General features: G+C 70.3%; 21 protein-coding genes. 19 read left to right on the top strand and 2 right to left on the bottom strand.

Annotated elements, in window-relative coordinates; translation table 11 throughout:
• Positions 1–112 precede the first annotated feature (112 nt).
• The 19 genes from dnaE (at position 113) to argC (ending at position 24,035) form a co-directional block, all read left to right on the top strand.
• Positions 113–3,574, top strand: a complete 3,462-nt coding sequence (gene dnaE, locus ABLE88_RS01415) for a DNA polymerase III subunit alpha (RefSeq protein ID WP_348829586.1) — start codon at positions 113–115, stop codon at positions 3,572–3,574.
• A 167-nt stretch (positions 3,575–3,741) separates the two neighbouring features.
• Positions 3,742–4,566 carry a sulfotransferase family protein gene (locus ABLE88_RS01410; protein WP_348829585.1) on the top strand — a complete coding sequence of 275 codons (825 nt, stop codon included), beginning with the start codon at positions 3,742–3,744 and terminating at the stop codon, positions 4,564–4,566.
• A gap of 201 nt (positions 4,567–4,767) precedes the next feature.
• Positions 4,768–5,772: a 30S ribosomal protein S2 gene (locus tag ABLE88_RS01405; protein WP_348829584.1), complete on the top strand. Its 1,005-nt coding sequence runs from the start codon at positions 4,768–4,770 to the stop codon at positions 5,770–5,772.
• Positions 5,773–5,907: 135 nt separating this feature from the next.
• On the top strand, positions 5,908–6,831 hold the full coding sequence (gene tsf / locus ABLE88_RS01400; RefSeq protein ID WP_348829583.1) for a translation elongation factor Ts: 924 nt from the start codon (positions 5,908–5,910) through the stop codon (positions 6,829–6,831).
• A 19-nt stretch (positions 6,832–6,850) separates the two neighbouring features.
• Entirely contained in the window at positions 6,851–7,621 is a 771-nt protein-coding gene (gene pyrH, locus ABLE88_RS01395) for a UMP kinase (RefSeq protein WP_348829582.1), read from the top strand.
• 359 nt (positions 7,622–7,980) lie between these two features.
• Positions 7,981–8,544 carry a ribosome recycling factor gene (frr, locus tag ABLE88_RS01390; protein ID WP_348829581.1) on the top strand — a complete coding sequence of 188 codons (564 nt, stop codon included), beginning with the start codon at positions 7,981–7,983 and terminating at the stop codon, positions 8,542–8,544.
• A 26-nt stretch (positions 8,545–8,570) separates the two neighbouring features.
• Positions 8,571–9,338: an isoprenyl transferase gene (locus tag ABLE88_RS01385; protein WP_348829580.1), complete on the top strand. Its 768-nt coding sequence runs from the start codon at positions 8,571–8,573 to the stop codon at positions 9,336–9,338.
• Entirely contained in the window at positions 9,339–10,157 is an 819-nt protein-coding gene (locus tag ABLE88_RS01380; protein ID WP_348829579.1) for a phosphatidate cytidylyltransferase, read from the top strand. It abuts the gene before it with no gap.
• Positions 10,158–10,239: 82 nt separating this feature from the next.
• Positions 10,240–11,421 (top strand): 1-deoxy-D-xylulose-5-phosphate reductoisomerase, encoded by a 1,182-nt coding sequence (dxr, locus tag ABLE88_RS01375; protein WP_348829577.1) that lies wholly within the window; start codon positions 10,240–10,242, stop codon positions 11,419–11,421.
• 198 nt (positions 11,422–11,619) lie between these two features.
• Positions 11,620–12,765 carry an RIP metalloprotease RseP gene (gene rseP / locus ABLE88_RS01370; protein ID WP_348829576.1) on the top strand — a complete coding sequence of 382 codons (1,146 nt, stop codon included), beginning with the start codon at positions 11,620–11,622 and terminating at the stop codon, positions 12,763–12,765.
• Positions 12,766–12,951: 186 nt separating this feature from the next.
• The gene (gene bamA, locus ABLE88_RS01365) at positions 12,952–15,447 is read left to right on the top strand and encodes an outer membrane protein assembly factor BamA (protein WP_348829574.1); all 2,496 of its coding nucleotides are present in this window, start codon (positions 12,952–12,954) and stop codon (positions 15,445–15,447) included.
• Positions 15,448–15,599: 152 nt separating this feature from the next.
• Positions 15,600–16,700 carry a UDP-3-O-(3-hydroxymyristoyl)glucosamine N-acyltransferase gene (lpxD, locus tag ABLE88_RS01360; protein ID WP_348829572.1) on the top strand — a complete coding sequence of 367 codons (1,101 nt, stop codon included), beginning with the start codon at positions 15,600–15,602 and terminating at the stop codon, positions 16,698–16,700.
• 17 nt (positions 16,701–16,717) lie between these two features.
• Entirely contained in the window at positions 16,718–17,224 is a 507-nt protein-coding gene (gene fabZ / locus ABLE88_RS01355; protein WP_348831056.1) for a 3-hydroxyacyl-ACP dehydratase FabZ, read from the top strand.
• Positions 17,225–17,227: 3 nt separating this feature from the next.
• Positions 17,228–18,034 (top strand): acyl-ACP--UDP-N-acetylglucosamine O-acyltransferase, encoded by an 807-nt coding sequence (lpxA, locus tag ABLE88_RS01350; protein WP_348829571.1) that lies wholly within the window; start codon positions 17,228–17,230, stop codon positions 18,032–18,034.
• 2 nt (positions 18,035–18,036) lie between these two features.
• Positions 18,037–19,005, top strand: coding sequence for an LpxI family protein (locus tag ABLE88_RS01345; protein ID WP_348829569.1), 969 nt, complete (start codon positions 18,037–18,039; stop codon positions 19,003–19,005).
• Positions 18,992–20,188: a lipid-A-disaccharide synthase gene (gene lpxB, locus ABLE88_RS01340; RefSeq protein ID WP_348829568.1), complete on the top strand. Its 1,197-nt coding sequence runs from the start codon at positions 18,992–18,994 to the stop codon at positions 20,186–20,188. The genes ABLE88_RS01345 and lpxB overlap by 14 nt, the downstream gene beginning before the upstream one ends.
• Before the next feature lie 426 nt (positions 20,189–20,614).
• Positions 20,615–22,648 (top strand): DNA topoisomerase IV subunit B, encoded by a 2,034-nt coding sequence (gene parE, locus ABLE88_RS01335; protein ID WP_348829567.1) that lies wholly within the window; start codon positions 20,615–20,617, stop codon positions 22,646–22,648.
• A 60-nt stretch (positions 22,649–22,708) separates the two neighbouring features.
• On the top strand, positions 22,709–22,834 hold the full coding sequence (locus ABLE88_RS01330; protein WP_348829565.1) for a hypothetical protein: 126 nt from the start codon (positions 22,709–22,711) through the stop codon (positions 22,832–22,834).
• 148 nt (positions 22,835–22,982) lie between these two features.
• The gene (argC, locus tag ABLE88_RS01325) at positions 22,983–24,035 is read left to right on the top strand and encodes an N-acetyl-gamma-glutamyl-phosphate reductase (protein WP_348829564.1); all 1,053 of its coding nucleotides are present in this window, start codon (positions 22,983–22,985) and stop codon (positions 24,033–24,035) included.
• A gap of 92 nt (positions 24,036–24,127) precedes the next feature.
• On the opposite strand, the gene ABLE88_RS01320 is transcribed toward argC, so the two are convergent.
• Positions 24,128–25,270 carry an acyl-CoA dehydrogenase family protein gene (locus ABLE88_RS01320; protein WP_348829563.1) on the bottom strand — a complete coding sequence of 381 codons (1,143 nt, stop codon included), beginning with the start codon at positions 25,268–25,270 and terminating at the stop codon, positions 24,128–24,130.
• Between the two features lie 7 nt (positions 25,271–25,277).
• The gene (locus tag ABLE88_RS01315; RefSeq protein ID WP_348829562.1) at positions 25,278–26,042 is read right to left on the bottom strand and encodes an enoyl-CoA hydratase/isomerase family protein; all 765 of its coding nucleotides are present in this window, start codon (positions 26,040–26,042) and stop codon (positions 25,278–25,280) included.
• Positions 26,043–26,045: the final 3 nt, after the last annotated feature.

Genomic DNA, 26,045 nt, shown 5'->3' with positions numbered 1-26,045 from the left:
GGCGCGCGCGGCGCCGGCCCCGGGACGCGGGGGCCGGCGTGCCGGCTGGGCATGCCCTGCGGCGCGATCGGGGGTAAGCTTCGAGCGTTGCGACTCGCGCCCTGAAAGTCCCATGCCCGATCCCGGCTTCGTCCATCTGCACGTCCATTCCTCCTATTCGCTGCTGGAGGGGGCGATCTCCATCGGCAAGCTGGCCGATCTCGCCAAGGCCGACGCGCAGCCGGCCATGGCGCTCACCGACACGGGCAACCTCTTCGGCGCGCTGGAATTCTCCGAGAAGATGGCGGGTTCGGGCATCCAGCCCATCGCCGGCGCCGCGCTCGCCCTCGATCTGCCCGAGCCGCCCGGCCCGCGCGGCTTCGTCGCCCGCACCAAGAAGCCGCGCATCGTGCTGCTGGCCAAGGACGAGGCGGGATGGCGCAACCTGATGCGCCTCGTCTCGCGCGCCTTCCTCGAAACCGCGAGCGAGGACGAGCCGCGCATCCTCGTCGACTGGCTCGCCGAGGCGCATCAGGGCCTCATCGCGCTCACCGGCGGGCCCGCCGGTCCGCTCGATGCCGCGCTCGCGGCCGGCCATGGCGAGCTCGCCGCCCAGCGGCTCGACACGCTGGCCGCCATCTTCGGCGACCGGCTCTATGTGGAATTGCAGCGCCACGGCACCGACGCCGAGCGCCTCGCCGAGCCGCAGCTCCTCGACCTTGCCTATGCCAAGGGCCTGCCGCTGGTGGCGACCAACGAGCCGTTCTTCGGCTCCCATGCGGACTACGAGGCCCACGACGCCCTGGTCTGCATCGCCGAGGGCCGGCTGATCGCCGAGGGCGACCGGCGCCGGCTCACCCCCGAGCACCGCTTCAAGACCCGCAAGGAGATGCTGGAGCTGTTCGCGGACCTGCCGGAGGCCACCGCCAACACGGTGGAGATCGCCCGGCGCTGCGCCTTCCGGGTGAAGACCGTGAAGCCCATCCTGCCGCGCTTCACCGCCGGGGCGGGGGCGGGCGACCCGCTTGCCGAGGAGGCGGCCGAGCTGGAGCGCCAGGCCAAGGAAGGCCTCGCCCAGCGGCTCGCCAAGCACGGTCCGGCGCCGGGGCTGGAGGTGGCGGCCTATGAGGAGCGCCTCGCCTACGAGATCTCCGTCATCACCAACATGAAGTTCCCCGGCTACTTCCTGATCGTGTCGGACTTCATCAAGTGGGCCAAGGCGCACGACATTCCGGTGGGGCCGGGGCGCGGCTCGGGGGCCGGCTCGCTGGTGGCCTATTCGCTCCAGATCACCGACCTCGACCCGCTCCGGTTCGGCCTGCTGTTCGAGCGGTTCCTGAATCCGGACCGCGTGTCCATGCCCGATTTCGACGTGGACTTCTGCCAGGAGCGCCGCGACGAGGTGATCCATTACGTCCAGCAACGCTACGGGCGCGCGCAGGTGGCGCAGATCATCACCTTCGGCACGCTCCAGGCGCGCGGCGTGCTGCGCGACGTGGGCCGCGTGCTGGAAATGCCCTACGGCCAGGTGGACAAGCTGTGCAAGCTGGTGCCGCAGAACCCGGCCAATCCGGTCACCCTCAAGCAGGCCATCGCCGACGAGCCGCGCCTGCAGGCGGCGCAGGACCAGGAGCCGGTGGTCAAGCGCGCCTTCGACATCGCCGTGCGGCTCGAGGGGCTGAACCGCCACGCCTCCACCCACGCGGCCGGCATCGTCATCGGCGACCGCGCGCTCGACGCCCTGGTGCCGCTCTATCGCGACCCCAAGTCCGACATGCCGGTCACCCAGTACAACATGAAGTGGGTGGAGCAGGCCGGCCTCGTGAAGTTCGACTTCCTCGGCCTCAAGACGCTCACCGTGATCGAGAAGGCGGTCAAGCTGGTGCGCGCCCGCGGGATCGACCTCGACATCACCAAGATCCCGCTCGACGATCCCAAGACCTACGCCATGCTGGCCAAGGGCGAGACGGTCGGCGTGTTCCAGGTGGAAAGCGCGGGCATGCGCCGGGCGCTGGTGGACATGAAGGCGGACCGCGTCGAGGACCTGATCGCCCTGGTGGCGCTGTACCGTCCCGGCCCGATGGCCAACATCCCGGTCTATTGCGACTGCAAGAACGGCAAGGCGAAGCCGGACTACATCCACCCCAAGCTCGAGCCCTACCTGAAGGAGACCTACGGCGTCATCATCTACCAGGAGCAGGTGATGCAGATCGCCCAGGCGCTCTCGGGCTATTCGCTCGGCGAGGCCGATCTGCTGCGCCGCGCCATGGGCAAGAAGATCCGCGCCGAGATGGACAAGCAGCGCTCGCGCTTCGTCACCGGCGCGGTGGAGCGCGGCATCGACAAGGCGCAGGCGGACACCATCTTCGACCTGCTGGCGAAGTTCGCCGACTACGGCTTCAACAAGTCCCACGCGGCGGCCTACGCGCTGGTGGCCTACCAGACCGCCTGGCTGAAGGCGAACCACGCCACCGAATTCCTCGCCGCCTCCATGACCCTCGACATGGGCAACACCGACAAGCTCGCGGAATTCCGCCAGGAGGCGCAGCGCCTCGGCATCCAGGTGGTGCCGCCGGACGTGAACCTGTCGGGGCGCGAGTTCGCGGTGAAAGAGGGGCGCATCATCTACGCTCTGGCGGCCATCAAGGGCGTGGGCGGGGCGGCGGTGGACGCGCTGGTCGCCGCGCGGGCGGAGCGGGCGTTCCGCAGCCTGTCCGATTTCGCCTCGCGCCTGCCGGTGAAGCTGGTGAACAAGCGCACCCTGGAAAGCCTCGCCGCCGCCGGCTGCTTCGACACGCTGGAGCGGAACCGGGCCAAGGCCTTCGCCGCCGTCGACGCCATCGCCGCCCATGCGGCGCGCGAGGAGCAGGGGCGGGCGATCGGCCAGGACGACATGTTCGGCTCCGGACCGGTGGCCGCCGAGCTGCCGCTGCCCGACGCCGCGCCCTGGATGCCGGCCGAACGGCTGCAGAAGGAATACGACGCCATCGGCTTCTTTCTCACCGGCCATCCGCTGGACGATTATGCCGAGGCGCTGAAGAAGATGCGCGTGCGGCCCTACCAGGATTTCGCGCGCGGGGTGCGTGCCGGCGACACCTTCGGCCGGCTCGCCGCCACCGTGGTGTCGCGCCAGGAGCGGCGCACCAAATCGGGCACGCGCATGGGCATCGTCGGACTTTCCGATCCCTCCGGCCATTACGAGGCGGTGATCTTCTCGGAGGGGCTCGCCCAGCTGCGGGACCTTCTGGAGCCCGGTACCCCGCTGCTGCTCACGGTCGCGGCCGAGCTCCAGGGCGAGGACGTGCGGGTGCGGATCCAGAACTGCGAGCGGCTCGACGCGCTCGCCGCGCGGCACCACAAGGGCCTGCGCATCTTCCTGCGCTCGACCGAGCCGATCGAGGGCATCGCCCGCCGGCTCTCGGACGGCCAGCCCAAGACCGAGGCCGGCACGGGCGAGGTGAGCCTCGTCCTCATGGTGGACGATGCCAAAGCGGAGGTGGAGGTAAGCCTGCCAGGGCGCTATTCGGTCTCCCCCCAGGTTGCAGGCGCCATCAAGGCGATACCGGGCGTGGTCGCGGTGGAGGCGGCGGCCTGAGAAAAACGCGGCGATTCACGGGTTACGACCGGCGGTGACGCAGCTGTTGCTTGTCGCCGCCCGGCACTTCACTTAGAAGAGCGAGTGGTCAGGGCGACCCACCAAGAATGTCCCAGGCGGCCATGATCACCTGATCTTTGGGTGCCGGTCAGCCGGAAGGAGTGCCCATGCAGCCTGCAAAGCGTGCCGTGCTCGTTTTGGGCATGCACCGGAGCGGCACCTCGCTTTGCTCGCGCATCGTGAACTTGATGGGCTTCGAGGCGCCCCGGACCCTGATGCCGCCCACCGAGGCCAATGCCGAAGGCTATTGGGAATCCGCGCTGATCTCGCAGCTGAACGACAAGCTCCTGGCGGAGTGCGGCGTCCTCTGGCACGCGCGCGGACCGTTGGCGGCCGACCCGTTCACGGTCGCCCGTCGCACCGGCCTCTATGGCGCGCTGCGCGGCGCCATCGCCAGCGAGTTCGGCGGCGCCGAGCGCATCGTGCTGAAGGATCCGCGCATCTGCCGCCTGGTGCCGCTGTACGAGGACCTGCTGACCGACGCGGGCTACCGCATCGTCTCGGTCATCGCCCTGCGCAATCCGGCCGAGGTGGCGGCCTCGCTCGCCAAGCGCGACCAGATGAAGACCGAGCGTTCGGTGCGGGTCTGGCTGCGCTACACGCTGGAGGCGGAACGCGCGACGCGCGGGCGGGCGCGCGCCGTGGTGGCCTATGAGGACGTGGTGCGCGACTGGCGCACGCTCGCCGTCCGGCTGGCCGAGGTCATGGACCTGCCCGCCGAGGAGTTCGTGGCGCGGGCGGAAGGCGAGGCGCCCAAGGCCGTGCGGCCGGACCTGCGCCATCATGCGCTCGCCCTCCCGGCCCCCATCAGCCTGTTCCGGCTGCTGTCGCGGCGCGTCTACCACTCCATGCGCAAGCTTGTGGACGAGCCGAACGACGTCGTCGCCGCCCGCCAGCTCGACCGCCAGATGGTGCTGTTCGAGATGTTCTGAGCGTGCCGGCGCGGCCCCGCCGCGCGGGCGTGTCCCCGCGCGGCGGGTGCGCTTTGCCGGGACAGCTTGCCCTTTGGGGCAGCCTCGCCTATAAGCCCCGCCATTCCGCACGCGGACAAACGGCCCATGTGGGCCATCCGGTGCCTTCGTCCCCGACGGGCCGAGGGTACGTCCGCGGAGGCTCAACCGGAGAATACCAAAGTGGCGCTTCCCGATTATTCGATGCGCCAGCTGCTTGAAGCTGGCGTGCACTTCGGCCATCAGGCCCATCGCTGGAACCCCAAGATGTCGCCGTACATCTTCGGCGTCCGCAACAACATCCACATCATCGACCTGTCGCAGACCGTGCCGTCGCTCCATCGCGCGCTGCAGGCCGTGTCCGACACGGTGGCCCAGGGCGGGCGCGTGCTGTTCGTCGGCACCAAGCGCCAGGCCCAGGAGCAGGTGGCGGACGCCGCCCGCCGCTCGGCCCAGTATTACGTGAACCACCGCTGGCTCGGCGGCATGCTCACCAACTGGAAGACCATCTCCAACTCCATCGCCCGGCTCAAGAAGCTGGAAGAGATGCTGTCCGGCCCCGAAGCCGGCTCGGGCTACACCAAGAAGGAGCGCCTGACGCTCTCGCGCGAGAAGGACAAGCTCGACAAGGCCCTGGGCGGCATCCGCGACATGGGCGGCCTGCCGGACCTCCTGTTCGTGATCGACACCAACAAGGAAGACATCGCGGTGAAGGAGGCCCAGCGCCTCGGCATCCCGGTGGCGGCGATCCTCGACACCAATTGCGATCCCGACGGCATCGCCTTCCCGGTGCCGGGCAATGACGACGCCGGCCGCGCGATCCAGCTTTATTGCGACCTCGTGGCGCGCGCCGCCATCGACGGCATCGGCCGCGGCCACACCGATCTCGGCATCGACGTGGGCGCCGAGGAGGCGCCGCTGGTGGAGGACCTGCCGGCCGAGACCAGCATCTGGTCCACCTTCGAGCCGCTGTCCGGCCCGCGCGGCGTCGCCGACGATCTCAAGAAGCTCACCGGCGTGAGCCCGGAGATCGAGCAGAAGCTCAACGACCTCGGCGTCTTCCATTTCTGGCAGATCGCCGCCCTCGACGCTGCCGATGCCCACCGCATCGGCGAGGAGGTGGGACTTCCCGGCCGCGTGGACGGCTGGGTCGCCCAGGCCAAGGAGATGTCCGCCGAGGTCGAATGACCTCGCGGCGCGACAGGGCGCACGTCCTGTCGCAGATCTGAAAAGAGAATTGTGGATCAAGGGCGCCATGCGCCCACACGGCCGGCTCGGGATCGCCTCGTGCCGGCCGTGGCGCGAGAAGAAGAGGATAGCAACATGGCCGCGATCACTGCCGCTCTCGTCAAGGACCTGCGCGAGAAGACCGGCGCTGGCATGATGGACTGCAAGGCCGCGCTCACCGAGACTGACGGCGACATCGAGGCGGCGATCGACTGGCTGCGCAAGAAGGGCCTTGCCAAGGCCGCCAAGAAGGCCGGCCGCGTCGCCGCCGAGGGCGCCGTCGCGGTCGAGTCGTCCGGCCACTACGCGGTGGCGGTGGAAGTGAACGCGGAAACCGACTTCGTCGCCCGCAATCCCGACTTCCAGGCGTTCGTGCGCGAGGTGGCCAAGGTTGGCCTCAACACCGACGGCTCGCTCGCGGCCATCGCCGGCGCCAAGTTCCCGGGCGAGAGCGTCACGGTCGCCGAGCGCCTGACCGCGCTGATCGCCACCATCGGCGAGAACATGACGCTGCGCCGCTCGGCCAAGCTCTCGGTCCCGCACGGCGTCATCGCCACCTACGTGCACGGCGCCGTGGTGGAGGGCCAGGGCCGCATCGGCGTGCTGGTGGCGCTCGAGTCGAAGGGCGACGTCGACAAGCTCTCGACCCTGGGCCGCCAGATCGCCATGCACGTGGCGGCGCTCAACCCGCTGGCGCTGGACGCCTCCGGCATCTCCGAGGAGACCATCGCCCGCGAGAAGGCGATCCTGCTCGAGAAGCACCAGGGCAAGCCCGCCAACGTGCAGGACAAGATCGCCGAGAGCGGTATGAAGAGCTTCTTCAAGGAGAACACCCTCCTCGACCAGCCTTTCGTCCACGACGGCTCCAAGTCGGTCAGCCAGGTGCTGAAGGAGGCCGAGGGCCAGGTCGGCGCGCCGGTGACGCTCACGGGCTTCGTGCGCTATGCGCTCGGCGAGGGCATCGAGAAGGAAGAGACCGACTTCGCCGCCGAGGTGGCCGCCGCCGCCGGCCAGTCCTGAGGACAGGGGAGGGGGCGTGATGGGCGTGTCCGCCGACGATTCGGATTATCCCGAAGCCGGGACGCCGTTCGCGGCGTCCGGCCTGCCCTATCCCCGCATCCTGGTGAAGGTGTCGGGCGAGGCGCTCATGGGCGCCGAGCCCTTCGGCCTGCATCCCCCGACCGTCGCCGGCATCGCCCGCGACCTGGTGGCGGCGCGCGCGCTCGGCTGCGAGGTGGCGGTGGTGGTGGGCGGCGGCAACATCCTGCGCGGGGCGCGGGTGGCCGACGAGCATCTCGACCGCGCCACCGCCGACCACATGGGCATGCTCGCCACCGTCATGAACGGCCTCGCTCTGGAGCGGGCGATCGAGGCGGCGGGCGCCCCGGCGCGCACGCTCTCGGCCATCCCCATGCCCACCGTGTGCGAGCCCTATGCCCGCCAGCCGGCGCAGCGCCATCTGCGGCGCGGCCGCATCGTGGTGCTCACCGGCGGCACCGGAAACCCCTATTTTACCACCGATACCGGCGCGGTCCTGCGCGCCGCCGAGCTCGACTGCGACGTGGTGCTGAAGGCGACCAATGTCGACGGCGTCTATACCGCCGACCCGAAGCTGGACCCGACGGCCACCCGCTACGACCGCCTCACCCATGACGAAGCGATCGCCCGCGATCTCAAGGTGATGGATGCGGCGGCCTTCGCCCTTGCCCGCGAGGCCGCGTTGCCGATAATCGTGTTCTCCATACGCGAGGCGGGGGCGATCGCGGCGGCGGCCAAAGGCGAGGGACGGGTGACCATCGTCGCCCCCTGAGGCCGGGCCTCCCCGATCGGACGGGCGGGGCGCCCATGCGCCCCGGCCGGTGGGACGACGGGGAACGGGAGCATTCTCCAGCGATTGGCCGAGGCCGCGCACGACCTTGGGTCCGTGCGGCGCGGGCGGCCCGGGCATCGCGCCTGCCACGCGGGCGGGGCGCCGTGGACGGTCCATTTCGCCGCGAGCGGGCAAGGTCGCGCTTGCCATCCGGCGCGAGTGGCGCGAGAGGAGTGCGGGCGAAGTGCATGCTCCTGCCGCGGGAGCGCATCTGAACGAGGGTCCCGGATCCGGGCCGGGGGCGGGGCGCCGCAAGCACCGCCGGCTGCGGCCGGATGAGAAAAAGAGGATAGTTGCCAATGAGCACCGAGGGGTTCGACATGGCCGACCTGAAGCGCCGCATGCACGGCGCGGTCGGCGTATTGCGGGAGGAGCTAGGTGGCTTGCGCACCGGGCGCGCCTCCGCCAGCCTGCTGGAGCCGATCACCGTGGAGGCCTATGGCGCCCGCATGCCGCTCAACCAGGTGGCCACCGTGTCGGTGCCCGAGGCGCGCCTGCTCTCGGTCCAGGTGTGGGACCGCGGCATGGTGGGCGCGGTGGAGAAGGCGATCCGCGACTCGAATCTCGGCCTCAACCCCTCTACCGAGGGTCAGGTGCTGCGCCTGCGCATCCCCGAGCTCAACCAGGAGCGCCGGCAGGAACTGGTGAAGGTGGCGCACAAATACGCCGAGCAGGCGCGCGTGGCGGTGCGTCATGTGCGCCGCGATGGCCTCGACCACCTCAAGAAGGTGGAAAAGGACGGCGAAATGAGTTCCGATGACTTCGATCGCCTGTCCAAGGACGTGCAGAAGGCCACCGACGAGACGATCGCCGAGATCGACCAGACCTTGGCGCAGAAGGAAAAGGAAATCCTTTCCGTTTGAGGCGCCACGTGAGCCCCGAGCCTGCCATGACCTTGCCTTCCGCCGCGACGGACCTCGGCGCCACCGCGCCGGGCGCAGCGCGCGTCCCGGCGCACGTGGGCATCATCATGGACGGCAACGGGCGCTGGGCGACCTCGCGCGGGCTGCCGCGGGTGGAAGGCCACCGGCGCGGGGTGGAGGCGCTGCGCCGCTGCGTGCGCGCGGCGCGCGAGATCGGCATCCGCTTCCTGACCATCTACAGCTTCTCCAGCGAGAACTGGTCGCGGCCCCTGAGCGAGGTCTCCGAGCTCATGAGCCTGCTGAAGCTGTTCCTGCGCCACGACCTCGCCGAGCTGCACGCGGCCGGGGTGCGGATCCGGGTGATCGGCGAGCGCGAGAGCCTCGCGCCCGACATCCGCAACCTGCTGCAGGAGGCCGAGCAGCTCACCTGCCGCAACGGCGGGCTCACTTTGGTGGTGGCGTTCAACTACGGCTCGCGGCAGGAGATCGCCGCCGCGGTGGCGCGCATCGCCGCCGATGCGGCGGCCGGCCGCATCCGGCCCGAGGACGTCAGCGTCGCCATGATCTCCGAGCGGCTCGACACCGCCGGCATCCCCGACCCTGACCTCATCATCCGCACCTCGGGCGAGCAGCGGCTCTCGAACTTCCTGCTGTGGCAGGCGGCCTATGCGGAGTTCGTCTTCCTGCCCATCTACTGGCCCGACTTCGACCGCGTGGCGCTTACCGCCGCGCTCGAGGAGTTCAACCGGCGCGACCGCAGGTTCGGCGGCATCACCAAGCACGCCGGCGCCTAGATGCTCCTTCCCGGAGGCCGCGATCTCGGCCGGCGCGCCCTTTCCTCCCTGGTGCTCGCGCCCGTGGTGCTGGCCGCGACCGTGTTCGGCGGGGTGCCGTTCGCGCTGCTGTGGACGCTCGCCGGCTTCGCCATCCTGCTGGAATGGGCCGAGATCGCCCGGCTCGACCGGCGCCGGGCCTGGCTCGGCCTTGCCGGCGCGGCGCTGGCGGCGGCGAGCCTCGCGCTCCATCTCGGGCTGGGGCAGGCGGCTTCGAGCCTTGTGTTCCTCGGCGCGGCTGTCGCGGTCTTCGTGGTGCCGCGCCAGAGCGGGTTCGCGCTCATGGGCGTGCTGGTGGCGGGCGCGGCCTGCCTGCCGGTGATGGCGCTCCGCCAGGGCGGGGCGCTGGGAATGGTGGCGGTGCTGTTCCTCTATGCGGTGGTCTGGGCCACCGACATCTTCGCCTATTTCGTGGGCCGCCTGATCGGCGGCCGGCGCCTTTGGCCGCGGGTCTCGCCCAACAAGACCTGGGCCGGGTCCATCGGCGGCGCGCTCGCCGGCATGGCGGCCGGCATCGCCGTCGGGCTCATCGCCGGCCTGCCTTCGGTGCTGCCGCTCGGGGTGCTGGCGCTCTTCATGAGCGTTGCCGCGCAGGGCGGCGATCTTGCCGAATCGGCCGCCAAGCGCGCGTTCGGCGTGAAGGATGCCGGCCGGCTCATTCCCGGCCATGGCGGCCTGCTGGACCGGCTGGACGGCTTCGCCGCCGCCTCCCTGGTGGCGTTGGCGGTGGGTCTGCTGCGCGATGCGGCCGAGCCTGCGGCGGGGCTGCTCCTGTGGTAGGAAGGCGCAGCAAGGGATTGCCGCGTAGGGGTGGCGCCCCGAACATCTCCGGTGATGAAACGCTCCTCATGAAACCCATCTCATGAAACGCTCCCCCCAACGCCTGACGCTCCTCGGCGCCACGGGCTCCATCGGCCGCAGCGTCGCCCAGGTGATCGCCGGCGCGCCGGGCCGCTTCCAGATGGAGGCGGTGGTGGGGGGGCGCGATGCGCGCGGGCTGGCGCAGACCGCACTCGCCCTTGGCGCGCGCTTCGCCGCCATCGCCGACCCGACCGCCCACCGCGCGCTCGCCGAGCTGCTGTCCGGCAGCGGCATCGCCTGTGGCGCGGGGCCCTCGGCGGTGGCCGAGGCGGCGCAGCGGGACGCCGACATCGTGGTGAGCGCCATCGTCGGCGTCGCCGGGCTCGCGCCCACCGTGGCCGCCTTCGGCGCCGGACGGCGCGTGGCGCTCGCCAACAAGGAATGCCTGGTGGCCGCGGGCCACTTCTTCATGGCCGAGGCGGCGCGCCAGCAGGTCGAGCTGCTGCCCATGGACAGCGAGCACAACGCCATCTTCCAGGCGCTTGCCGCTGCCCCGGCGCGGGCGGTGGAAAAGGTGACGCTCACCGCCTCGGGCGGCCCGTTCCGCCTGAAGAGCCGGGAGGAGGCGGCGCGCGCCACCCCGGCCGATGCCTTGAAGCATCCCAACTGGACCATGGGCGCCAAGGTCACCATCGATTCGGCGACCCTCATGAACAAGGGCCTCGAACTGATCGAGGCGCACCACCTCTTCGGCCTGCCGCCGGAGCGGCTCGATGCGGTGGTGCATCCCGAATCCGTGGTGCACGGCCTGGTCGCCTACGAGGACGGCTCGGTGGTGGCCGGGCTCGCCCTGCCGGACATGTGCGTGCCCATCGCCCATTGCCTCGCCTTTCCGGACCGGCTGGCGACCGCGTGCCGCCGGCTCGACCTCGTGGCCCTCGGCCGGCTCACCTTCGAGGCGCCGGACGAGGCGCGGTTTCCCGCCCTCGCGCTCGCCCGGGCGGCCATGGCGGCGGGCGGCCGGGCGACCTGCGTGCTCAACGCGGCCAACGAGGTGGCCGTGGCGGCGTTCCTCGAGGGGCGGATCGGCTTTTACGGAATCACCGACGCGGTGGCCGGCACGCTGGAGCGGGCGAGCGCCGGCCCGGCGCCGGCCTCGGTCGAGGAGGCGCTGGCTGTGGATGCCGAGGCGCGCGCCGTCACCGCCGCGCTCTTGCCCAACTTTGCTGCGAAGGCGTCCTGAGAGGTTCTGCACCCGGAGACGGGGCAGGGCGGGCGCGGGCTGCGGCCGGCCCGGAGGCGGAGGACGCCGCGCGCGGCGTCAGGGCTTCCGGTGCGGGCGGCTCCGCCACCCGGCCGCCGAACCAAAGCGATGGCTGGGCTGCCGTCGCGCGTCCGGCGCGGCGCGCGCGAGCCGCCTAAAAATGCGAGGACGCAAGTGATGGATGTGCTTTCCAGTCTGAGCGGCGCCGGTTCATCCCTCCTTGGTTATCTCGTTCCCTTCCTCTTCGTCCTCACCATCGTCGTGTTCTTCCATGAGCTCGGCCATTTCCTGGTGGCCCGCTGGGCCGGCGTGCGGGTGCTCACCTTCTCGCTCGGCTTCGGTCCCGAGATCGCCGGGTACACGGACCGCCACGGCACGCGCTGGCGTCTCGCGGCGGTCCCGCTCGGCGGCTATGTGCGCTTCTTCGGCGACGAGGACGCGGCCTCCACGCCGGACCACGAGAAGCTCGCCCAGATGGGCGCCAAGGAGCGCCGCGAGAGCTTCTTCTGGCAGCCGGTGGGGTGGCGCGCCGCCATCGTGGCGGCCGGACCGATCGCCAACTTCATCCTCGCCATCGTGATTTTCGCCTTCGTCTTCATGGCGTTCGGCAAGCAGGTGACGCTGCCGCGCGCGGATCAGGTGAGCCCCGCCAGCGCCGCCGAGCGCGCCGGCTTCAAGCCCGGAGACCTGGTTCTGTCCATCGACGGGGAGCCGGTGGAGAGCTTCTCCGACATGCAGCGCATCGTCGGCGCGCAGGCCGGCCGCACACTCGAGTTCCGCGTGCAGCGCGGCGACCAGGAGCTGACCCTCGCCGCCACGCCCGAGCTGAAGGAAGTCAAGGACGCGTTCGGCAACGTGCACCGCACCGGCCTGCTCGGCATCTCCCGCCCGATCACCGCCGGCGACGTGACGGTGCGCCGCTACGGGCCGGTCGAGGCCGTGGGCATGGGAGCCCAGGAGACCTGGTTCATCGTCGCCCGCACCTTCGACTACCTTTCGGGCCTGATCACCGGCCGGGAATCGGCGGACCAGATCGGCGGACCCATCCGCATCGCCCAAGTTTCCGGCCAGGTCGCCACGTTTGGTATCGGGGCACTTCTGTCTCTGGCCGCCGTGCTCTCGGTCTCGATCGGAATTCTTAACCTTTTCCCCATACCGTTGCTCGACGGGGGTCACCTCCTGTTCTACGCGTTCGAGGCGGTACGCGGGCGCCCCCTGAGCGCACGGATCCAGGACATCGGCTTCCGCATCGGGCTTGCCATCGTGCTTATGCTGATGATCTTCGCGACCTGGAACGACGTCGTTAGAATCCCGATGATGTAAGGGCTCGTGCCTGACGGGCAGGGGGTCGTGGCGTGAGCGCAACGGTCGCTCAGAAAAGCGGGCGCTGCGGGGTGGGTTTGGTTTGCACCGCAGGTAAAAGCCTGTACAAGCGGCTTCGCAGGGTGAGAATCTGTACGGGTTGCCGTGCCGGTTTGAGAACAACGAAATCGTAAGGTTGCGCGCCACATGACTGCTCCGCTCCAGGTGTTGAGAACGCTGGCCGCCGCGCTCGGTATCGCCGCTTGCGTCGCGGTCGGGGCGGTAGCCGGGTCCCTGGCGGGTGCGTCACAGGCGGCGGCCCAGTCCAGCTCCATCGTGGTCGAGGGCAATCGCCGGGTCGACGCGCAGACCATCCGCTCCTATTTCGGCACCGGCCCCTACACCGCCGCCAAGATCGACGAGGCCTGGAAGGCGCTCTACGCCACCGGCCTGTTCTCCGACGTGCAGATCTCGCAGGCCGGCGGGCGCATCGTCGTGCGGGTGTCGGAGAACGAGGTGATCAACAAGGTCGCCTTCGAGGGCAACACCAAGATCAAGGACGAGGTTCTGGCCGGCGAGGTGCAGTCCAAGCCCCGCGGCACCCTCTCCAAGGCCACCGTGCAGGCCGATACCCAGCGCGTCATCGAGGTCTATCGCCGCTCGGGCCGCCAGAACGTGCGGGTCAACCCGGTCACCATCGACCGCGGCAACGGCCGCGTCGACCTCGTCTTCGAGATCAACGAGGGCGAGAAGACCGGCGTCAAGGACATCCGGTTCGTCGGCAACAAGGCCTTCTCGGACTACAAGCTGAAGGACGTGGTCTCGACGACCGTCACCAACTGGCTGTCGTTCCTCAAGTCCACGGACGTGTACGATCCCGACCGGGTCAATTCGGACCAGGAATTGCTGCGCCGCTTCTATCTGAAGAACGGCTATGCCGACTTCCGCATCCTCGCGGCCACCGCCGAGCAGACGCCGGACGGCTTCATCATCACCTTCACCCTCGACGAGGGCGACCAGTATAAGTTCGGCAAGGTGGATTTGGTGTCCAACATCCGCGACGTGCCGGCCCAGTCGCTCAAGGGCGCGCTGCGCGTCGCCGACGGCCAGGTCTACAACGCCGAACTGGTCGAGAAGTCGGTGGAGAACGTCACCATCGAGGTGTCCAAGAACGGCTATGCGTTCGCCCAGGTGCGGCCGCGCGGCGACCGTGATTTCGAGAACAAGCGCATCAACATCGTGTTCGTGGTCGAGGAAGGCCCGCGGGTCTATATCGAGCGCATCGATATCCGCGGCAACACCCGCACCCGCGACTGGGTGATCCGTCGCGAGTTCGACCTCGGCGAGGGCGACGCCTATAACCGCGTGCTCGTCGATCGCGCCGAGCGGCGCCTGCGCAATCTCGGCTACTTCAAGAACGTGAAGATCACCAACGAGCCGGGCTCGGCGCCCGACCGCGTCATCTTGGTGGTGGACGTGGAAGACCAGCCCACCGGCGAGTTCGCGGTGTCGGGCGGCTACTCGACCCAGGACGGCATCATCGGTGAGATCTCGCTGGGCGAGAAGAACTTCCTCGGCCGCGGCCAGTATGTGAAGATTTCCGGCTCGTTCGGCCAGAACGCCCAGGGCGCGGAATTCTCGTTCACCGAGCCCTATTTCCTGGGCTACCGGCTGGCGGCGGGCGTCGACCTCTACTGGAAGGAGTCGCAGGCCACCAGCTACACCGCCTACAACTCCACCATCGTCGGCGGTGGCCTGCGGTTCGGCCTGCCGATCACCGACGAGGTGACCCTGGCGCTGCGCTACAACCTCTATCAGCGCGAACTGTCGATCTGCGACAGCTATACGGAAGGCGGCGGCCTCTACCTGCAATGCATGCAGGACGTGTCGTGGGCGATCCGCGACGCGGTGGCGCAGGGCGCGACCATCACCTCCGCGGTGGGCTACACGCTGTCCTTCAACGGCCTCGACAACAATCTGAACCCGACCCAGGGCCTTTATGCCGAGTTCAAGCAGGATCTGGCCGGCGTGGGCGGCGACGTGAATTTCCTGCGCACCACCGGCGACATCCGCCACTACACGCCTCTGATCATGGACTCGGTGCTCGTCCTGCGGGCCCAGGGCGGCTATGTGCAGGCCTGGGGCGACGACGATTTGGACATCATGGACAACTTCTTCATGGGTCCGAACCTGGTGCGCGGCTTCGCGCCCTCCGGCATCGGCCCGCGCGACGTGGCGCCCTGCGCCGCCAGCAATCTCGGCACGCTGCCCTACGCCAACTGCATTGCGGACACCACCAACGCGCTCGGCGGCACCACCTATTGGGGCGTCTCCGCCGAGATCCAGTTCCCGTTCTCCTTCCTGCCCAAGGACATCGGCATGAAGGGCGCGATCTTCGCGGACGCCGGCTCGCTGTTCAATTACGGCGGCCCGACGGCGTTCCCGAACGTGATCAACTGGAACGGCAACAACATTTACGGCAGGCCCAACTTCGTGAACTGCGCCACCACGGGCTACGCCACCAAGAATGTCTCCGGCAACGTCTGCGTGGCGGACGAGGACGTGGTGCGCTCCTCCATCGGCGCCAGCCTGATCTGGCAGTCGCCCTTCGGCCCGCTGCGCTTCGACTATGCGTGGGTGCTCTCGCAGGCGTCCTACGATCAGACCCAGGCGTTCCGCTTCTCCGGCGGCACCCGCTTCTGATCGCCCATCCTCCCATCGCGGGCGTCGAGGTGCACAAGCCCCTCGGCGCCCGAGCCTGTTGATCCATGAGCCAGACGGCCTTCTTCCCCATCCCCGCGCCGATCACCCTCGCCGAGGTGGCCCGGATCAGCGGCGCCCGAGCCTGTTGATCCATGAGCCAGACGGCCTTCTTCCCCATCCCCCCGCCGATCACCCTCGCCGAGGTGGCCCGGATCAGCGGCGCCCGGCTCGCTGGCGACGGCGCGGCGGTCGCGGCGTGGGGCGCACGCACCATCACCTCGGTGGCCAGCCTCGACGTGGCGGGCCCCCAGGACCTCGCCTTCTGCGACACCTTCCTGTTCGCCGACCGCATCGCCACCACCGGCGCCGGCGCCTGCATCACCTCCGAGCGTTTCGCCTCCCGGGCGCCGCCCGGGTTGCCGGTGCTGATCGCGGCGCGGCCGGCGCTCGCTTTCGCGCTGGTGACGCGGGCCCTTTATCCCACGGCCCTGCGGCCGCAGGCGCTGTTTGCCCATGAGGGCATCGCGCCGGGCGCCCTGGTCCATCCCACCGCGCGCCTCGAGGACGGCGTCACGGTCGATCCCGGCGCCGTCATCGGCGCCGGCGCCCAGGTGGGGACCGGCACGGTGATCTGCGCCGGCGCGGTGATCGGCGCCGAGGTGCGCATCGGCCGCAACTGCGCCGTCGGTCCGGGATCGAGCGTCACCCACGCTCTGATCGGCAACAATGTCATCCTCCAGGCGGGCGCGCGCATCGGCGGCGACGGCTTCGGCTACCAGCCGAGCGCGAAGGGGCATCTCAAGATCCCGCAGATCGGCCGCGTGGTGATCCAGGACGACGTGGAGATCGGCGCCAACACCACGGTGGATCGCGGCGCCCTCAAGGACACGGTGATCGGCGAGGGCACCAAGATCGACAATCTGGTGCAGATTGCCCACAACGTGGTGATCGGCCGCCATTGCATCATCGTCTCCCAGACCGGCATATCGGGCTCGGCGACGCTGGGCGACTTCGTGATGCTCGGCGGCCAGGTGGGCGTGGTGGGGCATGTCACGGTCGGCGCCGGTGCGCAGATCGCCGCCTCCAGCAATGTGGCGGGCGACGTGCCGCCCGGCGTGCGCTGGGGCGGCTCGCCGGCCAAGCCGGTGCGCGATTGGTTCCGCGAGGTGATGACCGTGAAGCGTCTCGCCCAGCGCCGCACCGCTGATCCCGACGCAAGCGAGCCGGGGAATGACGAGGGAAGGGGCGCATGAGCGACACGTCGCAGGGGATGGCCGAGCGGAAGGCGGAGGGGGATGCGGGGACCGGGGCCGGATCGCTGGCCGAGGCGCCCAGGACGCTCCAGAGCGTGGACATCCAGCGCGTGCTCGCCTGCCTGCCCCATCGCTATCCGTTCCTGATGGTGGACCGGGTGGAGCGGATCGACGGCGATCTCTCCTGCGTGGGCATCAAGAACGTCACCGCCAACGAACCCCATTTCCAGGGCCATTTCCCGGGCAATCCGGTGATGCCCGGCGTGCTCATCATGGAGGGCATGGCGCAGACCGCGGGGGTCATCTGCGTGCTCGGCAAGGAACGGGAAACGCCGTCTCTGGTGTATTTCATGACCATTGACGAGGCCAAGTTCCGCCGGCCCGTGGTGCCTGGGGACGTGCTGGAATACCACATGACCCGCATCACCCGCCGCCGCAACATGTGGTGGTATCGCGGCGAGGCGAAAGTGCGCGGCGAGCTGGTGGCCGAGGCGCGCCTTGGCGCCATGATCATGGAGACGTGAGGCGTGCCGAACATCCACCCCTCCGCCATGGTGGACAAGGGGGCCCGCCTCGCCGACGACGTTGAGATCGGCCCGTTCTCGAGCGTGGGGCCGGAAGTGGAGCTTGCCGCCGGGGTGCGGCTCGTCTCCCATGTGAACGTCACCGGCGCCACCGCGATCGGCGCGCGCACCGTCGTCTACCCCTTCGCCTCGCTCGGCACGCCGCCGCAATCGGTGCACTACAAGGGCGAGAAGACCCGTCTCCTCATCGGCGAGGACTGCGTCATCCGCGAGCACGTCACCGCCAATACCGGCACCGCCGGCGGGCGCGGGCAGACGGTGATCGGCGCCCGCTGCATGCTGATGGTGGGCGCCCATGTGGGCCATGACTGCCTGATCGGCGAAAGCGTGGTGTTCGCCAACAACGCCACCTTGGCGGGCCATGTGTCGGTGGGCGACTTCACCTTCCTCGGCGGCCTGTGCGCGGTGCACCAATACACGCGCATCGGCGCCCAATGCATGATTTCGGGCCTCACCGGCGTGCGCGAGGACGTGATCCCGTTCGGCAACGTGCTCGGCCAGGCCGGCAAGCTGGTGGGGCTCAACGTCATCGGCATGCGCCGGCGCGGCTTCACCAAGACCCAGCTCCACGAGGCCCGCGCGGTCTATCGCGACCTGTTCTTCGGCGCCGGCACGTTCGAGCAGCGCCTCGATCGGGTGCGCGCCATGACCGGCCAGTCGGACTTCGCCGCGCAGGTGGTCGCCTTCGTCGACCAGGACCGTTCGCGCCCCCTGTGCCAGCCCTCGCGGGGCGTCGTCCAGGAGGCCTAGCCGTGAGCGAGCCGCCGCCCCCGGGAACGCAGGCGCCGGCCGCCGGGCCGGGGGCCGGGCGGCCGCCGCCCCGCGCCGAGGCCGCGCGCGCCGGCCGCGGGCCGCTCGGCATCGTCGCCGGCAGCGGCGCGTTTCCCGGCGCCGTGGCCGAGGCCGTCGCCGCCGAGGGGCGCGAGGTGGTGCTGTTCCTGATCCAGGGCTTCGCCGATCCGGCGCTGGAGCGCTACGAGCATGTCTGGTTCCGCCTCGGCTCGCTGGGCAAGGTCGCCGCCAGGGGGCGCGCGCGCGGCATCCGCGACCTCGTCATGGTGGGCGGGCTCACCCGGCCGCGGATGCGCGACCTCGGCTTCGACCTCACCATGCTGCGCCTCCTGCCGCGCATCGCCCGGCTGTTCCGGGGCGGCGACAACCACCTCCTGTCGGGCGTGCTGGAGCTGGTGCAGGAGCAGGGCTTCCACCTGATCGGCGCGCACGAGGCCGCGCCGTCCCTGCTGCTGCCGGAAGGGGTGCTGGGCTCCTGCCGGCCCACCGCGGACCAGGAGGGGGACATGGCGAAAGGCCTCGCGGTGATCCGCACGCTCGGTCCGTTCGACGTCGGCCAGGCGGTGATCGTCGCCGACGGCTGGGTGGTGGCGGTGGAGGCGGCCGAGGGCACCGACCAGATGCTGGCGCGCTTCGGCGCGCTGCGCCGCTCCGGCCGGTTGCGGTTTCCGGAACGGCACGGCGTGCTGGTGAAGGCGCCCAAGCCCGGTCAGGACCGGCGCGTCGATCTGCCCTCGCTCGGGCCGCACACGGTGCGCCGCGCGGCCGAGGTGGGGCTGGCGGGCATCGCCTTCGAGGCGCGCGGCGCCATCGTTCCGGACGTGGAGACGCTGGTGCAGGCCGCCGACGGCGCCGGACTGTTCGTGGTGGGCATGTCGCCGCCAAGCGCGGGGCGGCTAGCGGGATCGGGCGGCGATGGCGAAATCTGACGCGGGCCGGCCGCTCCGGCTGTTCCTGGTGGCGGGCGAGGAATCGGGCGACCAGCTGGGCGGCGCGCTCATGGAGGCGCTCGCCGCGCGCGCCCCCGAAGGCATCGCCTTTTCCGGCATTGGCGGCGCGCGCATGGCGAAAGCTGGGCTCGCGAGCCTGTTTCCCATGGAGGACCTCACCGCCATCGGCGTCGCCGCCGTCCTCGCGCGCCTGCCGCGCATCCTCGGGCGGCTGCGGCAGACGGTCGAGGCGGTGCTCGCCGATCCCCCGGACGTGCTGGTGCTCATCGACGCGCCGGATTTCACGCACCGGGTCGCCGCGCGGGTGCGCGCCGCCCATCCGCACATCCCGATCGTGAAATATGTGTCACCCACGGTCTGGGTGTGGCGCTCGGGGCGGGCGGCGGCCATGCGGCCTTATGTGGACCATCTCCTGGCGCTGCTGCCGTTCGAGCCGGACGTGCACCGCGAGCTCGGCGGGCCGCCCACCACCTATGTGGGCCATCCGCTGCTGGAGCGGCTCGGCGCGTTGCGGCCGGGCCCGGAGGAGGCGGCGCGCCGCGCCGCCGACCCGCCCGTGGTCCTGGTGCTGCCCGGCAGCCGGCGGCGCGAGATCACCCGGCTGGGCGCGGATTTCGGCTGGGCGCTCGGCCGCCTGGCGCAGACCCGGCCCATGGAGCTGGTGCTGCCCACTTTGCCGCATCTGCGCGGCCTCATCGAGGACACCGTCGCCCGCTGGCCGGTGCAGCCGCGCATCGTGGTGGGAGAGGCGGAGAAGTTCGCGGCGTTCCGCAGCGCCCGCGCCGCGCTCGCCGCGTCCGGCACCGTGACGCTGGAACTGGCGCTCTCGGGCGTGCCCATGGTGGCGGCCTATCGCATCGGCTGGCTGGAGGCGCAGATCGGCCGGCGGCTGCTCCAGGGCACCAGCGTGGTGCTCGCCAACCGGGTGATCGGCGAGGACGTGGTGCCCGAGCTGCTGCAGGAATTCCTCACCGTCCCGGTGCTCGCCGACGCGCTCGCCCGCACCATCGCCGATACCCCGCAGCGCGCCCGCCAGCTCGAAGGCTTCGCCCGGCTGGACGCCATCTTCGCCATCGGCGCCGACCATCCGAGCGTGAGGGCGGCTGAGGTGGTGCTGAGGCTGGCGCGCTCGGGGCGCCCGGCGGCGCTGACGGCGTTGTAGGGGCGGTCACTCGCGATCAGGGGGACGCCGCCTTCGGCGCAGGTGGTCGCCTGCGGCGTGGTCCTTGCGCTGGGCCCCGGCTCTCCTTCCACGGCGCTGCGCGCCGTTCCAGTCGCCGGGGCGCGAGGGTGGGGTCCCCGGCCAAGCGACGGCGTAGCCGGCGCCGTTCCCCGGCCAAGCGACAAAGCAGCCGGAGCGTCGAGCCAGGGTTCAGCGCAGGACCCCCGCGCACCAGGCGACCCCTTGCGACCCAAGTGAAGCCGCAGCCGCCCCCCAAAACGCCAGCCGCCCCCATCGCGGCCGGGACCTTCATGTTTCCCTTCCGTTCCCCTCAACGGCCGGGTCTGCCACTATGGCGTGGATCAGGCCAAGCGCGCGGAACGATTCGCGTGCGCCCGCCCCCGCGCTTCTGCTAATCGAGCATCCATGTCCGATACCGATGACCTCTTCGGGGCGTCCTCGCCCCGTCCCGCCCCCAAGCCCGCAAGCAAGGCCAAGGCCGCCGCGGTGCCCGCCATGGCTGGCGACTACACCGCTGCCCATATCGAGGTGCTGGAAGGCCTGGAGCCGGTGCGGCGCCGGCCGGGCATGTATATCGGCGGCACCGATGCCAAGGCGCTGCACCACCTGTTCGCCGAGGTGATCGACAATTCCATGGACGAGGCGGTGGCGGGCCACGCCTCCTTCATCGAGGTGGAACTGGGAGCGGACGGCTACCTGACCGTGACCGACAACGGGCGCGGCATCCCGGTGGAGAACCACCCGAAATTCCCCGGCAAGTCGGCGCTGGAGGTCATCATGACCACGCTGCACGCGGGCGGGAAGTTCGACAGCAAGGTCTACGAGACCTCCGGCGGCCTGCACGGCGTCGGCGTCTCGGTGGTGAACGCGCTCTCCGACGACCTGGAGGTGGAGGTGGCCCGGGGCCAGACCCTCTACCGCCAGAGCTTCTCCAAGGGCGTGCCCCAGGGCCCGCTGAAGGAGGTGGGGCGGATCACCAACCGGCGCGGCACCCGCGTGCGCTTCCATCCCGACCCGGAAATCTTCGGCCCCTCGGCCCATTTCGAGCCGGCCCGCGTGTTCCGCATGGCGCGCTCGAAGGCCTACCTGTTCGGCGGCGTCGAGATCCGCTGGTCCTGCGCGCCGGAGCTCGTCAAGGGCACGGACCTGCCCGAGAAAATGGTGTTCCGCTTCCCCGGCGGGCTGCGCGACTATCTCGCCGGCGACCTGGACGGCCAGACGCTGGTGCACCAGGACATCTTTTCCGGCCGCATCCAGAAGCCCGGCGGGCACGGCTCGGTGGAATGGGCGGTGGCGTGGGTGGCGGATGCCGACGGCGGCATCTCCTCCTACTGCAACACCATCCCCACCCCGGACGGCGGCACCCACGAGACCGGCCTCAGGGCGGTGCTGCTGAAGGGCCTCAAGGACCATGCCGAGCGCTCCGGTCAGGGCAAGCGCGCCGGCATCGTCACCGGCGACGACGTGATCGCCGGCTGCGCGGCCATGCTCTCGGTGTTCGTGCGCGAGCCCGAATTCCAGGGCCAGACCAAGGACCGCCTCGCCACCCAGGAGGCCGCCCGGATCGTCGAGCAGGCGCTGCGCGATCCCTTCGACCACTGGCTCGCCGCCAATCCGGTGCAGGCCATGCGCCTGCTCGACCATGTGATCGATCGGGCCGAGGAGCGGCTGCGCCGCCGCCAGGAGAAGGAGGTCTCCCGCAAGACCGCGGTGCGCAAGCTGCGCCTGCCCGGCAAGCTTGCCGACTGCTCCAACACCGAGGCGGCGGGATCGGAGATCTTCATCGTCGAGGGCGATTCGGCCGGCGGCTCCGCCAAGCAGGCGCGCGACAGGAAGAGCCAGGCGGTGCTTCCCCTGCGCGGCAAGATCCTCAACGTCGCCAACGCGACGCGCGACAAGCTCGCGCAGAACCAGCAGCTGGCCGACCTCGGCCAGGCGCTGGGCTGCGGCGCGCTCACCCATTATCGCGAGCAGGACCTGCGGTACGAGAAGGTCATCATCATGACCGACGCGGACGTGGACGGCGCGCACATCGCCTCGCTGCTCGTCACCTATTTCTACCGGCAGATGCCGAAGCTGATCGAGGAGGGCCACCTCTTCCTCGCCGTGCCGCCGCTCTACCGCATCACGCAAGGGCCGAAGACCCTCTATGCCCGCGACGACGCCCACAAGGACCTGCTCCTGAAGAAGGAATTCACGGGCAAAGGCAAGGTGGACGTGGGCCGCTTCAAGGGCCTCGGCGAGATGATGCCGGCGCAGCTGAAGGAGACCACCATGGACCCGCGCACCCGCACGCTGCAGCGGGTCGGCATCGAGGACGCCGAGCGGGCGGCGACCGCCGATCTGGTGGAGCGCCTCATGGGCAACAAGCCCGAGGCCCGCTTCGCCTTCATCTCCGAGCGCGCCGCCTTCACCGACGAGGAATTGCTCGACATTTGAGCATCGGCGCTGGGGCGCCTGGCTGCGACTGGAAGCGCGCCAACGAATGGGTGGACCCCCATGCGCCACGCCAAATGGTGCATGGGCCAGACGGCGGCCGCCATGTCCAAGGCGCCGCAGGTCCATCGCGACGGCGGCGCGGCCCGCTGCGCCCAGCAGGGTGCGTCGGTGAAGATCAACATCTGACGAGGGCGCCGGCCGCGTGATCGGATGCTGAGCCGGCGCACGGGAACCCGATCCCGCTTCCCGCCTTTCCCCGACCGGGGGATGGGTGTAGACACCCTCGCCCCCCTTTGCCGGCCGCCGCGCGCGCCGGCTGCGTCAGGAGAGGAAGATGGCGGATCAGAAGGCTCGCATCGCCGTGCTCGGCGCCTCCGGCTATACCGGCTCGGAGCTGGTGCGTCTGCTGCTGCGCCATCCGCGCGCCGAGATCACGGTGCTGACCGCCGACCGCAAGGCCGGACAGGCCATGGCCGACGTGTTCCCCCAGTTCGCGCCGTTCCCCCTGCCGCGGCTCGTCACCATCGAGGAGGCGGACTTCTCGGGCGTCGACCTGGTATTCTGCGCGCTGCCCCACGCCACCACCCAGCAGGTGGTGAAGGGGCTTTTGGAGAAGCACCCGAACCTCAAGGTGGTCGACCTCTCCGCCGACTTCCGCCTCGCCGATCCCGGCGCCTACGAGCAGTGGTACGGCCACCCGCACGCGGCGCTGGAGCTGCAGAAGGAGGCGGTGTTCGGCCTGGTGGAGATCTATCGCGAGGAGATCAGGAAGGCGCGGCTGGTCGCCAATCCCGGCTGCCACACCACCACCGCCATCCTGCCCATCGTGCCGCTGCTGGAGGCCGGGGCGATCGACCCCGACACCATCGTCATCGATTCCAAGACCGGCATGTCGGGGGCGGGCCGCACCGCCAAGGAGGCGATGCTGTTCTCGGAGGTGTCCGAGGGCATCTTCGCCTATTCGGTCGGCTCGCACCGGCACATGGGCGAGCTCGACCAGGAATATTCCAAGGCCGCCGGCCGCCCGGTGGCGCCCATGTTCGTGCCCGTGCTCGCGCCCATGAACCGGGGCATCTACGCCACCCTCTATGTGCGCACCACCGGCGCCAAGGCCGAGGACCTGCACCAGATCCTCGCCACCTATTACAAGGGCGAGCCCTTCGTACACGTCCTGCCGATGGGGCAGGTGCCGCTCTCGCGGCACACGCGCGGCTCGAACATGGTGCTCATCGGCGTGGTGGCGGACCGGGTCGCCGGTCGCGCCATCATCGTCTCGACGCTGGACAATCTGGTGAAGGGGGCGTCCGGCCAGGCGGTCCAGAACATGAACCTGGTGCTCGGTTTCCCCGAGACCCTGGGGCTCGAGCAGATCGCCCTGTCGCCGTAGCGGCGCGCGGGGCGCGTTCTCGAACTTGAAAGAGCGAGCGGCTCGCCGAACCCGTGGAACCGCGGTGCGGTTCCACGGGGCCGGATCGCGTTTTAATGCGCCAGCTCGCGGGCGATGATGAGGCGCTGCACCTCGCTCGTGCCCTCGACGATCCGCAGCACCTTCGCCTCGCCCAGCAGGCCCGACACCTCGAACTCCTCGAACACGCCGTAGCCGCCGTGCACCTGGATGGCGATGTCGGCGATCTCGCTCGCCATCTCGCTGGCGAACAGCTTCACCATCGAGGTTTCGGTGCGGAACGGCCGGCCGGCGTCGGAGATGGCGGCGGCGTTGCGCACCATCAGCTCGGCGGCATGGATCTTGGTGAGCGCGTCGGCGAGCGGGAAGGCGACGCCCTGGTTCGCCAGGATCGGCACGCCGCCCACCTTGCGCTGGGCGGCATAGGCGCGGGCGAGGTCCACCGCCTTGCGCGACAGGCCGAGCCCGGTGGCTGCCACCAGGATGCGGCCGATGGAGAGCGTGGTGAGGATCTGCTTCAGCCCGTCGCCCCGGTTGCCCACCATGTTGGCCTTGGGGATGCGGCATTCGTCGAGATAGAGCTCGACGGAATCGGCGATGCGCCAGCCGATCTTGCGCCCCGCTTTGCCCACCCGGAAGCCCGGCGTGCCCACCGGCACCACGAAGGTGGACAGGCCCTTGGCGCCCTTCTCGGGATCGGTCACCGCGATGATGGTGGAAAGGCCGTGGAGCGGCGTGCCGCCGTTGGTGGAGAAGATCTTGGCGCCGGTGAGCACGAAGTGGTCGCCGTCCTCCACCGCGCGGGTGCGGGTTGCGGCCACGTCCGAGCCGCCCTGGGGCTCGGTGACGCCGAAGGAGGCCACCATCTCGCCCCGGCAGAGCGGCGCCAGCCATTTCTCCTTCTGCTCCGGCGAACCGTAGCGGGAGATCACCGTCATGGGCGCGCTGTTGCACAGATAGATGGCGGCGAACCCCGGCTCCACCCGCGCCAGCGTCTCCGCCACGATGGCGGCGCCGCGTGTGCCCATGCCGCCGCCGTCATAGGCCTCCTCATAGGCCGTGCCCATGAAGCCGAGGGCGAGAAACTCCTTCACCAGCGCGGTCGGGAATTCGTGGCGGTCGACGAATGGCTTGATGCGGGGCGCGAGCACCTGCTGGGAGAACGCCTCCAGGCTCGACTTCAACAGGGTCTCGTCGTCGGACAGATCGAGCAGCATGGCATCCTCACTGGGATTTGGCGCGGAACGTGTCGAAAGTGGCGCGGGCGGCCGGGGCGGCGCAGTTGGCCGCGAACAGGTGGTTCGCCTCCACGTCCATGGCCTCGCCATCGGTCATCACGTGGCGGGCGAAGAAGCGCTTGGTGGCGGCGACGGCGGGCGGCGGCAGATCGGCGAGCAGCCCCGCATGGCGCAGCGCGCCAGAAAGCGACTGGCCGTCCTCCGCCAGCCGGTCGGCGAGCCCGATGGCGAGCGCCTCCTCGCCCGAGAGGGCTTCCAGGCAGAAGCACAGGGTGCGGGCGCGCACGAAGCCCACGCGCGCCACCAGCGCCTTCAGCCCCCAGGGGGTGAGCCAGCCGATGGGCACCTCCGGCAGGCTCCAGCGCGAGCCCCTGCCGGCCACCACCAGGTCGCAGCAGGCGGCGAGCGTGAGGCCGCCGCCGATGGCGAAGCCCTCCACCGCCGCCACCACGGGCTTCGAGAGGAAGCTCATGAGGCGGCCGAGATCGCCGCAGGCCTGCTCGAAGCGGCGCATCGCGTCGAGATCCATGGCGCTGATGTATTTGAGATCGCTCCCGGCGCAGAAGCCGGGGGCTGCGCCGTCGAGCACGATGGCGCGCACCGCCTCGTCCCGGTCGAGCCGCCGGAGCGCCGCGGCGAGGGCGTCCACCAGCGCGCCGTCCATGGCGTTGCGGCGCAGCGGCCGCAGGATGGTGAGGCGGCGCACCGCCCCGTGGGCCTCTTCGGCGAGGATGCCATGCGTGTCGGTCATGGC

The organism is Xanthobacter luteus (assembly GCF_040049235.1).
Lineage (GTDB): Bacteria > Pseudomonadota > Alphaproteobacteria > Rhizobiales > Xanthobacteraceae > Xanthobacter.
This window is presented reverse-complemented; position numbering and strand designations above follow the sequence as displayed.

What these genes read in the sequence shown, in the direction of transcription:
- dnaE (WP_348829586.1), top strand. Translation starts at nt 113, where the DNA reads ATGCCCGATCCCGGCTTCGTCCATCTGCACGTCCATTCCTCCTATTCG.
- ABLE88_RS01330 (WP_348829565.1), top strand. Translation starts at nt 22,709, where the DNA reads ATGCGCCACGCCAAATGGTGCATGGGCCAGACGGCGGCCGCCATGTCC.
- parE (WP_348829567.1), top strand. Translation starts at nt 20,615, where the DNA reads ATGTCCGATACCGATGACCTCTTCGGGGCGTCCTCGCCCCGTCCCGCC.
- tsf (WP_348829583.1), top strand. Translation starts at nt 5,908, where the DNA reads ATGGCCGCGATCACTGCCGCTCTCGTCAAGGACCTGCGCGAGAAGACC.
- bamA (WP_348829574.1), top strand. Translation starts at nt 12,952, where the DNA reads ATGACTGCTCCGCTCCAGGTGTTGAGAACGCTGGCCGCCGCGCTCGGT.
- frr (WP_348829581.1), top strand. Translation starts at nt 7,981, where the DNA reads ATGAGCACCGAGGGGTTCGACATGGCCGACCTGAAGCGCCGCATGCAC.
- argC (WP_348829564.1), top strand. Translation starts at nt 22,983, where the DNA reads ATGGCGGATCAGAAGGCTCGCATCGCCGTGCTCGGCGCCTCCGGCTAT.
- ABLE88_RS01320 (WP_348829563.1), bottom strand. Translation starts at nt 25,270, where the DNA reads ATGCTGCTCGATCTGTCCGACGACGAGACCCTGTTGAAGTCGAGCCTG.
- ABLE88_RS01380 (WP_348829579.1), top strand. Translation starts at nt 9,339, where the DNA reads ATGCTCCTTCCCGGAGGCCGCGATCTCGGCCGGCGCGCCCTTTCCTCC.
- dxr (WP_348829577.1), top strand. Translation starts at nt 10,240, where the DNA reads ATGAAACGCTCCCCCCAACGCCTGACGCTCCTCGGCGCCACGGGCTCC.
- pyrH (WP_348829582.1), top strand. Translation starts at nt 6,851, where the DNA reads ATGGGCGTGTCCGCCGACGATTCGGATTATCCCGAAGCCGGGACGCCG.
- ABLE88_RS01385 (WP_348829580.1), top strand. Translation starts at nt 8,571, where the DNA reads ATGACCTTGCCTTCCGCCGCGACGGACCTCGGCGCCACCGCGCCGGGC.
- lpxD (WP_348829572.1), top strand. Translation starts at nt 15,600, where the DNA reads ATGAGCCAGACGGCCTTCTTCCCCATCCCCCCGCCGATCACCCTCGCC.
- rseP (WP_348829576.1), top strand. Translation starts at nt 11,620, where the DNA reads ATGGATGTGCTTTCCAGTCTGAGCGGCGCCGGTTCATCCCTCCTTGGT.
- fabZ (WP_348831056.1), top strand. Translation starts at nt 16,718, where the DNA reads ATGGCCGAGCGGAAGGCGGAGGGGGATGCGGGGACCGGGGCCGGATCG.
- lpxB (WP_348829568.1), top strand. Translation starts at nt 18,992, where the DNA reads ATGGCGAAATCTGACGCGGGCCGGCCGCTCCGGCTGTTCCTGGTGGCG.
- ABLE88_RS01315 (WP_348829562.1), bottom strand. Translation starts at nt 26,042, where the DNA reads ATGACCGACACGCATGGCATCCTCGCCGAAGAGGCCCACGGGGCGGTG.
- ABLE88_RS01410 (WP_348829585.1), top strand. Translation starts at nt 3,742, where the DNA reads ATGCAGCCTGCAAAGCGTGCCGTGCTCGTTTTGGGCATGCACCGGAGC.